11 protein-coding genes are annotated in these 14690 nt (G+C 65.9%); 2 read left to right on the forward strand and 9 right to left on the reverse strand.

Annotated elements, in window-relative coordinates:
* Positions 1-47 precede the first annotated feature (47 nt).
* From kduI to C5E05_RS05670, 6 genes are read right to left on the reverse strand one after another with little or no spacing between them, the layout of a single operon-like run.
* On the reverse strand, positions 48-881 hold the full coding sequence (kduI, locus tag C5E05_RS05645) for a 5-dehydro-4-deoxy-D-glucuronate isomerase (RefSeq protein ID WP_104242397.1): 834 nt from the start codon (positions 879-881) through the stop codon (positions 48-50).
* A complete protein-coding gene (locus tag C5E05_RS05650; RefSeq protein ID WP_146081038.1) occupies positions 878-1996 on the reverse strand; it encodes a glycoside hydrolase family 88 protein in 1119 nt (372 codons plus the stop codon). Before C5E05_RS05650 ends, kduI begins: the two co-directional genes overlap by 4 nt.
* Positions 1986-4727, reverse strand: a complete 2742-nt coding sequence (locus tag C5E05_RS05655) for a hypothetical protein (RefSeq protein ID WP_181059394.1) — start codon at positions 4725-4727, stop codon at positions 1986-1988. The genes C5E05_RS05650 and C5E05_RS05655 overlap by 11 nt, the downstream gene beginning before the upstream one ends.
* A 43-nt stretch (positions 4728-4770) precedes the next feature.
* On the reverse strand, positions 4771-5661 hold the full coding sequence (locus C5E05_RS05660) for a carbohydrate ABC transporter permease (protein WP_104242401.1): 891 nt from the start codon (positions 5659-5661) through the stop codon (positions 4771-4773).
* Positions 5658-6581 (reverse strand): carbohydrate ABC transporter permease, encoded by a 924-nt coding sequence (locus C5E05_RS05665; RefSeq protein ID WP_104242403.1) that lies wholly within the window; start codon positions 6579-6581, stop codon positions 5658-5660. Before C5E05_RS05665 ends, C5E05_RS05660 begins: the two co-directional genes overlap by 4 nt.
* On the reverse strand, positions 6578-7906 hold the full coding sequence (locus tag C5E05_RS05670) for an ABC transporter substrate-binding protein (RefSeq protein WP_104242405.1): 1329 nt from the start codon (positions 7904-7906) through the stop codon (positions 6578-6580). The genes C5E05_RS05665 and C5E05_RS05670 overlap by 4 nt, the downstream gene beginning before the upstream one ends.
* A 235-nt stretch (positions 7907-8141) precedes the next feature.
* On the opposite strand from C5E05_RS05670, the gene C5E05_RS05675 reads away from it, so the two are divergent.
* The gene (locus tag C5E05_RS05675; protein WP_104307113.1) at positions 8142-8900 is read left to right on the forward strand and encodes an IclR family transcriptional regulator; all 759 of its coding nucleotides are present in this window, start codon (positions 8142-8144) and stop codon (positions 8898-8900) included.
* A 44-nt stretch (positions 8901-8944) separates the two neighbouring features.
* Here the strand turns inward: C5E05_RS05675 and C5E05_RS05680 are convergent, their stop codons facing one another.
* Positions 8945-9850 (reverse strand): helix-turn-helix domain-containing protein, encoded by a 906-nt coding sequence (locus tag C5E05_RS05680; protein ID WP_146081039.1) that lies wholly within the window; start codon positions 9848-9850, stop codon positions 8945-8947.
* Between the two features lie 925 nt (positions 9851-10775).
* On the opposite strand from C5E05_RS05680, the gene C5E05_RS20630 reads away from it, so the two are divergent.
* Entirely contained in the window at positions 10776-11762 is a 987-nt protein-coding gene (locus C5E05_RS20630) for a hypothetical protein (RefSeq protein ID WP_104341358.1), read from the forward strand.
* 70 nt (positions 11763-11832) lie between these two features.
* Here the strand turns inward: C5E05_RS20630 and C5E05_RS05690 are convergent, their stop codons facing one another.
* On the reverse strand, positions 11833-12834 hold the full coding sequence (locus C5E05_RS05690; RefSeq protein WP_104242412.1) for a helix-turn-helix domain-containing protein: 1002 nt from the start codon (positions 12832-12834) through the stop codon (positions 11833-11835).
* Between the two features lie 1009 nt (positions 12835-13843).
* Positions 13844-14596, reverse strand: a complete 753-nt coding sequence (locus tag C5E05_RS05695; protein ID WP_104242414.1) for a hypothetical protein — start codon at positions 14594-14596, stop codon at positions 13844-13846.
* Between the last annotated feature and the right edge of the window lie 94 nt (positions 14597-14690).

Below are 14690 nucleotides of genomic sequence, written 5' to 3' on the forward strand. Positions count from 1 at the left end.
CCAGGGCAGCGAGCCCTGCCGTCATCCGACGGCAGGGCTCGCTCTGCTCACCGCACCAGCGTGGTGTCGACGGGGTCCATGTCGTTGTAGGTGGTGTTCTCGCCCGCGGTCGCCCACACGAACGTGTACGGGCCGGTACCCGCACCGAAGTGCACCGACCAGCTCGGCGAGACCACGAGCTGACGGTTCGACACGACGAGGTGCCTGGTCTCCTGCGGCTCCCCCATGACGTGGAAGACCCGGTGCTCCGGCGCGAGATCGAAGTACAGGTAGCACTCCGTTCGTCGGTCGTGCGTGTGCGCTGGGAGGGTGTTCCAGGCGCTGCCCGAGTGAACCTGCGTGAACCCGAACGCGATCTGCGAGCTGCGGGTCCCGCCCTCGTAGATGCACTGGTTCAGTGTGCGGCGGTTGGCGTTCTCGGGGTCGCCGAGCTCGACGACGTTGGTCATGTCCGGCGTGATCTTGGTCGTCGGGAGGTCCTGGTGCGAGGTCGCGGTGAACACGTAGAACGCGGCCGGGTTCGCTGGGTCGGCCGAGGAGAACCGCACTTCGCGTTCCCCGCGTCCGAGATACATCGTGCCGACGTGCGCGAGCTCGTGGGCCTCGCCGCCGACGTGCACGGTGCCCGGTCCGCCGACGTTGATGACACCGGCCTCGCGGCGCTGCAGGACGAACTCGGCACGCACCTGGTCGGGCGTGGGCAGCTCGAGTGGTTCGTCGAGCGGCACGACGCCGAACGCGAGGATCCGATCGTGGTGCAGGTAGACGCTTCGCGCCTCACCCGCGGCGAACAGCTCCTCCATGAGGAACGAGGAACGCAGCTCGTCGGTCTTCATCGCTGCGACGGCGTTGGGGCTGTGGGCGTACTTGGTGATGGTCATGAGTGCTCCTCTGGTTCGGGGGCTGATGATGATGGTGCTGTCGTCTCGTTCCAGGCGGCGATCGCTTCCAGGGCGAGGCCCTGTCCCCACGGCTGGACGCGGTCGTCTCGGATCACGGAGTAGCCGAAGGGGATGAGCTGGAGCACGGTTCCAGCGCTCACTCGGGTGAGTCGACCGTCGTCGACGTAGGCCAGCGAACCGAGGACAGCGCGCTCGCCGGCTCGCCGCAGGGGCCGGTCGGCGACTGGCAGCTGTTGCTCGAGGAGCGCGCTTCCACGGAGCAGCGCGGCCCCGATCCCGGCCGCCGCGGACGTCTCGAGGATTCCTCTGGTCTCGATGGGGCCGTCCACGAGGACGTCCCAGACGCCATGGTCCGGTTGGAGCGCAGCGAGGGTCTGGAGCTGCACGGCGAGTCGTTCCCGGACCTCGCCGATGGCCGGATCGTCGCCTGCGAGGTGCAGCAGGTCCGCACCCGCGAGCGCGATCCACGCGTTGGCGCGCCCCCAGAAGCAGTCGATCCGTGTTCCCTGGTTGGTGCCGTGGGCGAAGAGGCCCGTGCTCGTGTCCTGCAGCTGCTCGGCATGGGCGAGCCACTGCTGAACCGCCTCCCGCGTGAGCTCGGGGCGTTCGAGCGCGCGCCCGGCTCGCAGGAGGAACTCGCCAGCCATGTACACGGTGTCAGCCCAGACTCCGCCCGGCCAGTGCTCGAGCGCGCCGTTCGAGGCCCTGGTCGCTTCCGGTGCGTCCTGGTACCAGGCCAGGCAGGCATCGACGAGGCGTCGAGCACCTGGATCACCGGATGCGCGCAGCAGTTCGGCTGCCGTGGCGGCCGGTGCCATGTTGTTGACGTGCTCGAGCACGGGGAGACGCGTCGCGTGGCGTCCCATGTAGTCGAGCACGAGCTGCGGGGGTGTCGACCCGCGAGCTTCGGCGGCGCGCCACGTCGCGAGGAGGCAGACCCCCTCGCCCCAGAACCATCTGTCGACGCCCATGGCGAGGGTGCCGCGCAGGAGATCGCCCTCGAGCTCGGCGAATCCGGTTCCGACCGCGGCCTTCGCCAATGGCGGCAGCGGCGGCGGAGCGAGGTCCGCCGAGGAGGTGTCCTCACCGGCCATGTGCGTCACCGCCGATCTGCGCGAGCCCCTGACGGACGCGCTCGACGGGCAGCTGGAGCCGCTCGCCGTCCCATTCCGCGATGATCTCGGCGTCACCGAACGCGCTGCGCGTCGCCGGGTTCTGGAGGTGCTCTTCCTCGACGATGGTGCCGTCGCTGAAGCCCTCTGGCACGTCGTCGACGAGCAGCGCGCTCGAGAAGGTCACGTCCAGCTTCGGTCCGGATCCCAGCTGGAACCGGACGCCGGGGTCATCGGCGCCGCTCGGGTTCCAGTCGAGGGTCGCGGATCGCAGGCCGGCGGCCCACGTCTGGAAGTCGCCGTCCGACTCCTTCCGTCCGGCGACGGCGACCCAGACCGCGCCGTGTTCGGCCGGTATCCACTCCTGCTGAGCGGTTTCACCGGTCGCGATGGGGCGCACGCCGCCGGGAGTCGCGATGGCGACGTATCCGTCCCCGCGCCGGACGGCGATCCACTCGCCGCCGACGACGAGCTCGTCCGCCTGCTCGGACGGCAGCCAGAGGTGCGTTCTCGTGATGGGGTCGCTGCTCGTGAATCGCTGGAGATGGACGACCACGTTCCGGTGCTGATGCACGCGCGGGAGGACTCGGTGGCCGGCCCACGCGTTGGGCCTCGCCGACGACCCCGTATCCGCGTTCGCGGGATGCGTGACGAAGATCTGGAACTCGCGGGCGAGCGTGGCTCCCCAGATGTGCTCCTGGAGGCCGGGCAGCCCGGCTCGGTAGTCCTGCACGCTCGAGAGCATCACGTCCGGGGTCTTCCAGACGCGGAGGTCTGAGCGGTACGGCCTGGTGAGGAGGTCCCGTTCGAACGCCAGCTTCCCGCGGTAGACCTGGGTGCCCCACCATTCGCGGGGCGGCTCCCCGGCGAGCTTGCGGATGATGGCCGGCACGGCGTACTTCCGCGAGATCGCGAGCGTGGTCACCGGCAGCACGGCGTCGTTGAGGCTGCCGACTCCGGCGAGCAGGCGCAGGATGGGCGAGGTCTCCTCGAAGCGCGAGCTGCGCAGCGTGTGCACGTAGGAGCGCCCGTGCGCCGCTCCGTGCGTGCCGCGCCACGAGTTGCAGGCGAGTGTGAAGAGCACCTTGTCGAGGAGCACACGCGAGGCCTCGGTGAGGCGGTCGTCGATCCCGAGCTCGATCAGCATGCAGAGGGCGTAGCTGTCGATGGCGAGGTACGCGTTCGAGTCGAACTCGCTGAACCCGCCGGACAGCTTGCGGTCGAGCCACCCGGCGGCGCGGATGCGCGCCTCGTCCGCATGCTCGGCGCCCGTTCGCCCGTCGACGGAGAAGACCTCGTCTGGGAAGGTCTCCCCGGCGAGCAGCTCTGCGACGTGCCAGACGAACTGGTGGTTCTCCGTGAAGTAGCACATGGCGTCGAGGCCGGGTTGGGTGATCCAGTACTTCATGCCTGTCACGGCGCCCCGCACTCGGTCGCGCAGCCCGACGGACCAGGCATCGCTCGGCACCCGGTGCCAGGCGAGCAGCATCGAGAGCACCTCGAAGTCGGCGCAGTCGCCGCGCGTCTCGACCCGGTGCAGCGCAGACGCGAGGTCAGAAGGCTCGACGCGCACGTCGCCGAGCAGCTCGTGGCGAGCGAGGAGGCCGGCGAGCCCGGCCTCGGTGGGGGTGTCGTCCTCGAGGCCAGCTACGAAGCGGAGCACCTCGTCACGCCACAGCGCAGGATCGCCGTGGGGTTGTTCCCTGCTGTCCGGCGGAACGACGGCGACTCGGATGCGACGAAGCTGCGGGCACCTGGGGTCATCGAGCCCGATCTGCACGATGCTCTCCCCCGTGCTCAGCATGGAGGCGCCTGCTGAGGCTGCGTCGCCTTCCGCGAAGGCGTCTTCCTCGGCGACCCCGCCGACGCGGAAGCGGACCTTGCCCTGCTCGTCCGCTTCCACGAGCTGCCAGTCCTCGTGGTCGCTCGTTCGGACACGGAACCGCACACCGCGCGGTGCGGAGAAGGCGGCGACCGGCCCCTCCAGTGCCCAGCTCGTGGACGCGACCCGATTCAGCACCTGCTCTGCGAGACGGCCGGCGTGCTCGTCGGCACCGGGCGAGGGGATGACCACGCGAACCGGCAGCCCCTCGACCCGGACGCGCACGATGTGCCTGCACTCCCGGAATGCGACCTGCCAGGTCGCCAGGTGCAGCGGCGTGACCCCCGATGGCAGACGCACCCGTACCGAGGAGGTGAGCGGCTCCATGTAGGAGACCTGATCGCCCCGCAGGACGACTTCGCCTCCCACCCAGAGGACGAACGGGCCCGTCGTGTGCACCTCGATCGTCCGCCACTCGCTCTGGTCGACCTCCACCGCCGTGGCCGCGAGGGACGCCCGGTACTCCGGGGTGAAGCAGAACGCCGACCAGTCGACGAAGCCGTCGGCCGGGGTGTGCACGCGCGCCCACTCGGCGCTCGAGCTCTGCCCGTTGGCGGCCCAGCTGACCGGGCCGCCCTCGATGACCTCCGGGAGGTCCTGTGCTTCGTCGAGCTGGTGCGCGGCGTACAGCCGCTGCTTCAGCTCGCCGACGTCTGGCCCGTTCGTCAGCACCCATCTGCCATCTCCCCACGGTTCCCCGTCTTCGGAGAGAAACGCGTCGAGGTCGTCGCAGCTGCTTGCCCAGGCCGGTGAGACCAGCCAATCCCTGATCGTGCCGTCTGCGTCGGCGAGGTGAACGGTCCGGTTGGTGACTGTGAGTGAAGAACTCATGCTCCGTGTGTTTCCTTGTCCAAGATCGATGGTGAGTGACGGGCTACTTGAGGCCCGTGTTCGCGATACCCGTCGTGACCTGCTTCTGGAAGAACAGGAAGAGGATGATGACGGGGACGATGCTGACCACGCTCATCGCGATGATGAGGTTGAACGGGACCGTCTCCTCTGCCGTGAATCGGGCGAGTGCCACCGGCAGCGTGTAGACCGATTCGCTCTGCGCCACGACGAGCGGCCACAGGAAGTCGTTCCACCTCCACATGACCGACAGGATCGCGACGACCGCGAGCGCGGGCCGGCACATCGGCAGCACGATGGTGGCGAAGATGCGGAACTCGCCCGCGCCGTCCATCCGCGCCGCCTCGATGAGCTCGTCGGGGATCGACAGCATGTACTGGCGGAGGATGAACACCCCCGTCGGCGTCGCTGCTGCAGGGATGATGAGGCCCCAGAGCGTGTTCACGAGTCCCATGGATGCGACGACCTGGTAGACGGGGATCAGGATCACCTGCAGCGGGATCATGATGGTCGCCAGGGTGAGGATGAACAGGAAGTTCTTCCCCCGGAAGTTGTACTTCGCGAGTGCGTACGCCGCCATCGAGTTGACGGAAAGCGTGAGCACGGTCGCCCCGATCGTGACCACGACGCTGTTCAGGAAGTACCCGGCGAAGTTGAACCGCGAGAGGGCTTCCGTGTAGTTGCCGAACCCCCAGGTCTCTGGCAGCAGCGCGGGTGGCCGCATCGCCAGTTCGGCGGGCGACTTGAACGAGCCGAGGACGAGCCAGACGATCGGGATGAGCGCCACGAGCGTCGCCGTGACCAGGATGACGACGCGCAGTGCGTCCGTCGAGGTGACTTTCTTCGACCCAGTGGAGGTCCAGCTCCGGCGCGGTTCCTGCGTGGCGATGAAATTGCTTGCCGTCTCGGTGGTCATACCGCGTCCCGCTTTCGTCCGATCAGGTAATTCACGATGGTGATCGTGAAGATGACGATGAAGAGCAGCACGCTCCCCGCAGAGGCGAGCCCGTAGCGGATCGGCGACACGAAGCCGTTCTCGTAGATGTACTGGACGATGAGGGTGGTCGCGCCGACCGGTCCACCGCCCGTGAGGGTGTAGATGAAGTCGAACGCCTGGAAGCCGTGGATCGTGGCGAGCACGACGACGACCAGGATGCTCGGCTGCAGCAGGGGCAGCGTGACGTTCGTGAACTGCTTCCATCTGGAGGCGCCATCGAGCTGCGCCGCCTCGTACAGCGACGGGTCGATGCTCTGGAGGCCTGCGAGCAGGATGAGCATGTAGAAGCCCACCTGCATCCAGGTCCCCACGACGATCACCGAGAGCATGGCAAGCGGGCCCTCGACGAGCCACGGGACCGGGGCGACGCCGAAGAGGCCGAGGAACGCGTTGACGATTCCCCCCTGACGCTCCAGCATCCAGTTCCACACGAGGCCCGCGACCACAGGTGAGATGAGGACCGGGATGAAGAAGACCGCCCGGAAGAAGGAGCGCCCCCTCCGCTGCTGCTCGACGAGGACGGCGAGCAGCGTGCCGAGGACCACGGAGAGGAGCACGAAGGCCACCGCGTAGACCACGGTCTGCCAGACGATCCCCCAGAACTCCGTGTCGGAGAGGATCGTCTGGTAGTTGCCGAGCCCCTCCCACGCGAAGGTGCGTCCGTTCGACGACGAGTACATCGAGATGTTGAAGCCGTTGATGGCGGGCCAGATCGTGAACAGCCCGAAGATCGCCATGTTGGGCAGGAGGAACAGGTACGGCGCCGAGCGTAGGCTGAAGGGCTTCCGAGACTTGCCCCCGATCACCTTCCGCCGAGCGACCGTGCGCTCTGACGTCATTTGTGCAGCTCCTCCACGAGCGACTGCGCGTTGGACTTGACGTCTGCGACCGCGGTCTTGAGGTCCTTCTCGCCGGCGACGACTCGGGAGAGCTGGTCGACGAGCTCGAGGGCGCTGCCGTTGAAGGCGACGTCGCCGTTCGCGGCGTAGCCGAGGTCCGGAGTGCGGGCGAGGTCAGCCTGGAACGTGTCCATGTCGGCCTGACGGTCCGGGTAGGTGACGCCCTGCTCCGTGAGGTCCGCGCGGGTGGGGAGGAACCCGCCTGCTGCGACGAACTTCTCCTGCGACTCCGCGGTGTTCATGTACTGGACGAAGAACGCGGCGAGCGCCGGGTTGGGGCCTTCCTTCAGCGCAGCCATGTACTTGCCGCCAGGGAATCCGCCGCACTCTTCAGCGCAGGGATTGGGGGCTGCTGCCCAGTTGAAGTCCGCGTTGGCGGCGAACTGGCCGACCTGCCAGTTGCCGGACAGGTAGACGGGGGTGTCCTGCGCGAGGAAGATCTCGTTCGCACCCTCGTATCGAGTGCCTGAGCCGAGCCAGAAGTCGCGGGGCATGCGGCCGTCGGCCATCATGTCGACGAGCGGCTGCAAGGCGGCTTCGGCCTTCGCCTCGTCGAGGACGACCTCGCCGTCGCCGACGAGTGCGGTGCCGTACTGGCTGAGCACAGTGGAGAGTCGGTGCCCCGACTTGTCCATGGCGAACGCGTACTCGGTGCCTGTCGCCGTCTGGACCTTCGTGGCCGCGTCGATCATCTCGTCCCAGGTCCATGGATCGTTCGAATCGGGGAGCGGGACGCCGGCCTGCTCGAAGAGGTCGGTGTTGATGAACGGACCGTTGAGGGTGAGGTCGGATGGGACCGCGATGAGCTGCCCGTCGTCGGTCGTGGCACCGGAGACCGGGCCGTCGACGAACTCGGACGCGTAGTCCTCGCCGAGATACGTGCGCAGATCGAGGAGGTCGTTCTGGAAGTCGCCGAGGCCCGTGAGGCGCACGACGTCGGGCGCGTTGCCTCCCGAGAGCCGCGCCTGCACGGACGTGACGAGGTCCGCGTACGGGAGGATCTCGAGGTTCACGGTGACGTCGTACTCTTCCTCGAACGATGCGATGAGGTCGCGTGTTGCCGCCTCGTCGGGACCGTCGGTGAAGTAGACGTAGCTCAGCGACTCGCCGGCGAAGTCTGCCGGGTTGATCTCCTGGACTTCCAACGGCCCGCTTGCACCGCCGTCGCCGCTGACGACCTCTCCGGGGGCGCACCCCGTGAGGCCAACGGTGACGCCGACGGCCAGCGCGAGCGCCACCTTTGCGTTGTGCCTTCTCGTAGTCATTACATCCTCCTTGATGTCAATCCCCCGACCCGGGGAGCCGACGCCTCTCTGCGTCGATGGTGGCGATACTACAAGTTTTCGGCTCTATGGAAAGCACTTTCTGTAGAGCGGAAACTAGGCTAGGGTGCGAACTACTGACCTGACTCAAGGAAGAGTCGAATCGACAGCGCGTCCCGGCCGCCGTCGCCCACTCGATGGAGTGCGGAATCTCAAGCGGCCGCGATTGGATGAGGACATGACACCATCGCCCGAGAACTCGGAGCCCCCGCTCTCTGCCCTGATGAAGGGCCTCACGCTCATGGAGGCCGTCTCCGAGCACCATCGCATCTCCGACCTCGCGACCGCGACAGGTCTCTCCGTCAGCACCGTGCACCGAGTGCTCAGCGACCTCGTCGAGCATGACTGGATCGAGCACGGCGCAGACCGCACCTACCGCCCGGGAGCCCGCACGCACCTCTTCGCTGCGAGCGTGCAGCGCGACGAACGCGCGACGCAGAAAGCCCTCCCGCTGCTCCAGCGACTTCGCGACGAGGTGGGCTGCACGGTGCACATGGCGCGGTTCCGGCAGACGACGCTCATGTACGTCGCCAAGATCGACGGACCGGCTGCTTACCAGATGCGCTCACGCGTCGGAGACACCATCCCGCTGTGGTCCACAGCCATCGGCAAATCGATCCTCGCCGCCCTCTCCCCCGAGCTGAGTTCCGAACTGCTGATGTCAGCTGAGCTCACGAGACGGACGGTCCACTCCATCGTGTCGAAGCGGGAGCTCCAGGCGCAGCTTCGCGTCGTCTCCGAGCGCGGATGGGCGATCGACGACCAGGAGAACGAGCTCGGGATCCGATGCGTCGGCGCAGCCCTCCGATCCGCGGATGGCTCCGTCATCGGAGGCGTCAGCACCTCGGGCCTCGAGCACGAGATGACGCCGGAGAAGATCCAGGACATCGTGCCGCATCTGCTGCGGACGGTCACCGAGATCAGGAAGCTGGTCTGAGCAACCGACGTCGGGCCTTTGGCCCGTCGTCCGCCTTTCTGGAATCAGGCGTCACCAGACGAGCGCTCCGCATCTTCCTCTCTCAGGAGTCGACGCATGGTTCGCACGGATCGGAATCCACTTTCCTGTGCGATTCCGAGAAGTTCGGATTTCGAGTTCGCACTCATACCGAGAAGAGTGCGGGCCCGATGCACCCGCCTGGCTCGAAGAGTTGCCCCTGCCGTTTTCCCCTCGGCCGCGAATATGCGGTGCAACTGCGAGATGGAGATATTCAGAGCGCGCGCGAGCTCTTGGGTCGAGAAGCCCGCATCCCGGTAGTTTTCCTCGATCAGCAGGTGAGCACGCGCGAGATGCTGGTCTCGCGGTGAACTGACTTTCACATCCTCATGAACTCTGGTCTCCGTGAGCGCAGCGAGCAGCAGCTCTTCGACTCCACGCCTCCAGTAGCTGAAGCCATGCTGCCGCTCTTGAATCTTCGCGTCCAGCGAAGCGTTTGCCGCCGCGATGAAGACTCTCCGGAAAGCATTTTCCGTCACGAACGGGCCTGGCGCCTGACTCTCGACCCATGGAAGTTCCGCGAGGCGCTCCCTGGGAATCGCGATGAACAGGCACGAATGAGGCTCCGTCGACGAGACGCTCGCCGGCCGACGTGCTGAATGCGTGTAGAAGTGCGGTGCAGCGACCTTCCTCATCGGCCCGCCAGCGCTCTGAACCATGAGATGACCCGTCAGGACGAAATTCACATAAACAAGATCCGGATTGTAGGAGCCAGATCCCGGGTCAACTCCCGTCGCGGTTTGCCAGATGCGTCCCAGAGTGAAGGCTGGGGTCCCGATGATGTCCGCGTGGACACGGACCTTCGTGCCGACAACTCGAACTTCCCACCCCTGCTCTTGCAGCCACTGCAGTGCCTCATCGTTCTCGAGACCCACAACATGTGCGGAATCCAATGCTGCTCCGATCGTTCGAGTCGGGCCAATCGGCCGAATCCGCTAAGAGAAATCAGACGCCAGTGAGCACCGTGGGCTGCCGCTCCTCCGATGGAATGGGCGCGTGACCGGGATACGGAGCGTCGCGAAAACTACTCGTGACGCGCAGTCATCTCGACCGCGGGTTTGACGCGCGCACCTCGGTGGCAGATATCCCCGGGGGCTCAATGGGGCTAAAGACGGGCAAGTGTACCCACACTCCGCGACGGATGACGAGTTGATCTTGGTGGTGACCATCATGACCGACTGGACCAAGCGGCCCGACGAGGATCCGTGGAGTCTCCGGCACCCCAGTACCTTCACGTCTCGAAATGCGACAGTTTCGCTCTAGATTCCGTCAGGGCCTTCGGTCGGCGAATTGTGCTCTTACAGTGAGCGATGTGGGTGCTGATGACTGAGCTATCGGGGGATGGCGTGCACGGCACCCCACCGTGCGGCGCGGTGATCTGGGGTCACCGCGCCGCACATTTCCGAAGCGGGCTCTCATTCCTGCTGGCGTCCCTCGCGCTCCATCCCTCGGTCGGCTCAGTTGCGATGCTCTTCCATCTCGGAACGCGCTCTGCTGCTCCGAAAAAATGATCGATGTCCGACCTTGAGCCATATCACGACAATGCTGTTCCATGTGGCGACAGCCAGGGCGTGATTACTGGGCAGGACCTAGCTTGATGTCGACATGCGACGACTGGTGACCCCTTTTCAGCAGACGACGCATGACGCCGAAACCACGCGTTCCGGAACCGCGCGACGTGAACTCGCGCTCTTTGACCCCGACAAACCAGATGACCCCCGAAAAGCCAGAAGTTTCTGGTCACGACCTTGTGATCGCCCTCGAGTGATTCGTCACGGAATCTAACGATCATCAGCGCACCCCTGGAGGATTGAAGAAATGGACAACGAGAAGGATGCGGAGAAAGCGGGGCTTGATCGCCGCGGGCTCCTGGCAGGGGCCGCATGGTCGGCACCCGTGATCCTGGGCGCAGTCGCTGCCCCAATCAGCGCAGCGTCCGGAAACCCTGGAACGGCGACTGTCAACGCAACGGCAGCGTCTGCAGGCCGCCTCACGGTCAACATTCCTGCGGGTGCCCGCAACGTCACGTACACCATTCGAGGCGGCGCCGGCGGGCCTACCTCGAAGTCCGGCGGTGGAGGCGCAGTCATCACCGGGACACTGAACCTCGGTGGTGTCGCCACAACGCTCACCCTTGTCGCCGGAGGCGGGGGCGCAGGGCGGGGCACCCTCAGGGGCAACCGGACTGACGGCTGGAGCGTCGGATCCTACGGCGGAGCCCGCACAGGAGACCCGAACAACGATGGCGGAAACGGTGGCGGGAGCTCGGCGATCGTGCTGAGTGGGCGCCCCGTGGTCGTCGCCGGCGGTGGTGGTGGAGCCGGCTCCGAAATAGCCTCGGGTGCGCAGACGGCAGTTGCTGGCGCTGGCGGCAGTGGCGGAAATCCACCTGCAGCCGGCACACGCGGAACGCGTGGAGGCGGGGCCGCGGCGGAAGGCGGCGGTGCGGGCACTGCCACCGCCGGTGGCGCGGGAGGGACACCCTCTGGCGGAAGCCCCACCCGATTCGGCACAGGGAACCCCGGCAACGGCTCCGCTGGCGGCGACGCCTACGGCACCGGAGACGGGGCCTCCGGCGGAGGGGGTGGTGGCGGTTACTTCGGCGGCGGCGGCGGCGGAGCCATCTATTACGGCTCCAGTTCCCCGCAGGGGCCGGCCGGAACCGGCGGCGGCGGCGGCGCAGGCTCGAACTACGTTGGCGGCACCACTGGCGCGGCCGTGCTCACCTCGACCATCAGTTCCGGATCAGCAACCGCAAGCGGCGGTTACGGCCTCCCGGGTGTCGTCACGGTCAGCTGGGAGTAGCCTCTTCCGCCGGCTCCCTGCTCCGTCACCACGCGGAGCAGGGAGCCGGCGGCCTCACGCCGCCCCGCGGTCAGAGCACGAAGTCAGCAGGCGGGTCCGAAGGCGGATCAGCTGAAGGTGCGCTGACATCAGGCGCTCGCACATCCTTCGGAGTCATCCCGTGGGTGCTGAGCAGGGCACGACGCATCGATCCGACGGAGTTGAACCCGCTCATCTTGCTGACCACATCGAGGTTGAGTTGCGGTCGAGTGAGGAGCAGATGCCGAGCCCGGTCTGCTCGCGCTGACCTCAGCATCTTGGCGACGCTCGCTCCGTGCCTTTCCGCGGCTCGCTGAAGCGACCTCGTCGAGACGCCAAGCTCCCTCGCGATTTCCGGGGGTCCGAAGTCGAGGTTGGAGGACCGAGAGCTGACCAGCTCCTTGACGCGCTCGAAGAGATCATCCGGTTCCTCGATGTTCTCTCGGGTCGACTCCACAACAAGTGCGCGGGCGAAGGAGCGAAGCAGCTCGCGAATGGAGTTCGCTGTCATCTGGTCGGCGTCGGGAGACTGGCTGAGGAGCCTGCTCAGGAAGTGATAGGTCGCCGTGAAGAGTGGTGAACTGGAAACGTCCGTCACATTGGGAACCCGATTCGCCTGCAACGGCGAGATCTCGTCCTGGTCGAACGTGAAGAGGATCATCTCCGTGACGCCGACCACCTCAATGGTGAGTGGCTCGTGCCCCGGGAGCGCCATGCCAACACCTGTGGCGCTTGGGGTGCCCTTCAGGCTGTCACCAGCGAACGCGACTTCGCCTTGGTTGACGAGGACGAATGCGAATCGCCGTCTTGCGGGCAGACGTGTGCGAGGCCATTCCAGAACGACGGGACGCGTTCGGAGCCTCGTCACGAGGAAATTGTTGAACCGGAGAAGCTGCACCTCCGAGTGGGCCGGTTCGTAGTATTCGCGGACAAAAACTCCGGAAGATTCAAATGCATCTTCGGGCAGTGTTCCCACGAACGTATTCTCGTACCCACGTAGCCCTGGCAAGGCTTGCCAGCCGTGAATCTCTGAAAAATATGAGCGCTCACTCATATCAGCGTCACCCCTATCGCTTCTCCTGCAGATCACGTTCAGCGACGAGAACTGCGGTCATGCCTGAGGGAGCACAGAACCAGCTACCGGGTTCGGTACTCTGACTGCGGCACGACGTGAAATGGCCCGCCCCGCTCATCGACGTGCGAGAGTCGAGCCCTTGTCGTGTGGTTATCCGACCGAGTTGTGCGGCCACGTGAGCATGACGATGAGCCTGCTCAGATCGCTGGGGACCAGTCACGTGCGTGAGCGTTCCGCGCGGGCCGCTCCGAACAACCGTGGGGCACACGAGCGAGAGCTCGACACCACGCTGGTCGCGGCGAGTGGCTTGGCGAGGTGCGGGCCTCAGCCAAGAAGTCTCGAGACGCACACCCCTCGTCGCCCGCTGGAACAGAGGCGATCATCGCGTCGGTCCGCCAGCTTCTGCAGTCTTCCTATGCGGCGCCCGGGATGTCGAAGGTGAGTCCCGTTGCGATGCCGCTCGCGGGACTCGCGTGGTCGTCCGCGAGGGCACATGTTCGTCCCGACTCAGCCGAATTGGTCTCATCAGGCGCTCCGAGTGGCCCGTTGCTGGACGCAGACGCACCGTCGACGACTCTCATCGACGCGGCTGAGAGCGGTTCGGCGACGGGTCTGGCAAAGACGGGCGACGTCCTCGCGGCTCCCGTCTGCAAAGTCCTGCGTTCGACTGGCGACATCGGTTTCATGTTCCTTTGGTTCACGTTGCACTTCCCGGGGAAGTTACTGATAGCTCACAAACGTAATGACGGCGCACGGCCCGGACTCAGGGTTGCGACTTTTTGGCCACAGCCTGCTTCGTTCACGTCGCGGTGGGGGTGTGCGAGGCCGGAGAACGAGACAAAGGCGAGCGAGCCTCGAGGAGCATCGGCAATGCTCCTCGAGGCTCGCTCGCCTTCGCAGGTCGTGGTCAGACTGATCTCAACACGAAGACAAGATCACACGATGCCCTCGAGTCGACGGCAACAAACTCCACGGCACTCCGCGGTGCTCAGGCATGCGGGTAGAAGACCCCCCACTTGTCCGAGAGCACTTCCTCGCTGGAGACGTTCACAGGGCTCGACGACCCATCTCGGCAGGTGAAGTAGCTCCCGCCCGCGCCGAAGACCTGACCGTAGTTTGCGCCGATCGCTGGGGGCGAATCCGTCCAGTTGGAGCCGTAATCCTCGCGCTTGGGCCGCGGCGAAGACGGGATCGCCCAGGCTTGGATGCCCGAGGTCGTAGCGCCGGGGGCCAGGGGCTTCTTGTATCGGTACTGCTTGACGTCGAATCGACTGAGGTATCCCCCCATCTCCGATGGGCCGTCACTGATCGTGGTGTCCATGTACTCCCAGTCGTCGCTCACGAAGGGGGAACTCTCGAATCCTGAGAAGGGCGTAGCATCCGCATTCCGAGTCCCCGGGTTTGAGGTAAGCCCCACGAAGACGACAAGTCCACCCGCTGGAACGGCATCGACGCCAGTATTCGAGAAGTTAACCGATGTATACACGGTGCCGTACGTCTGGGAATCGTTGGTCCGCGTGCCCCACGGTGCTCCTGAGAGCGTTTCCGTGAAGAATGGCACCTCGGGCTGCAGCTGCGCCCACGTCGCGGTGAGCGTTGCATCGATCGGATCGCAGGGTGAAGCCACCGCCTGTGGGGCAGTGACCGCGAAGGCCACGACTGGCGCCGCCCACGCCGCCCCCTGCACGACGTTTCGACGGCCGATGAGCCTGTCACCGGTTTTTTGAGACGAGTTCTGCATGTGTATTCTTCCTAACCCCTCCAGCGAAATCTCTACCCCCGTGTCTCGGGAAACCCGCTGTCTTCTCGAGCGAACCTAACGGCGGTGCCAGCGA

Origin of the sequence: Pseudoclavibacter sp. AY1H1, assembly GCF_002931055.1 — a bacterium.
GTDB lineage: Bacteria > Actinomycetota > Actinomycetes > Actinomycetales > Microbacteriaceae > Pseudoclavibacter.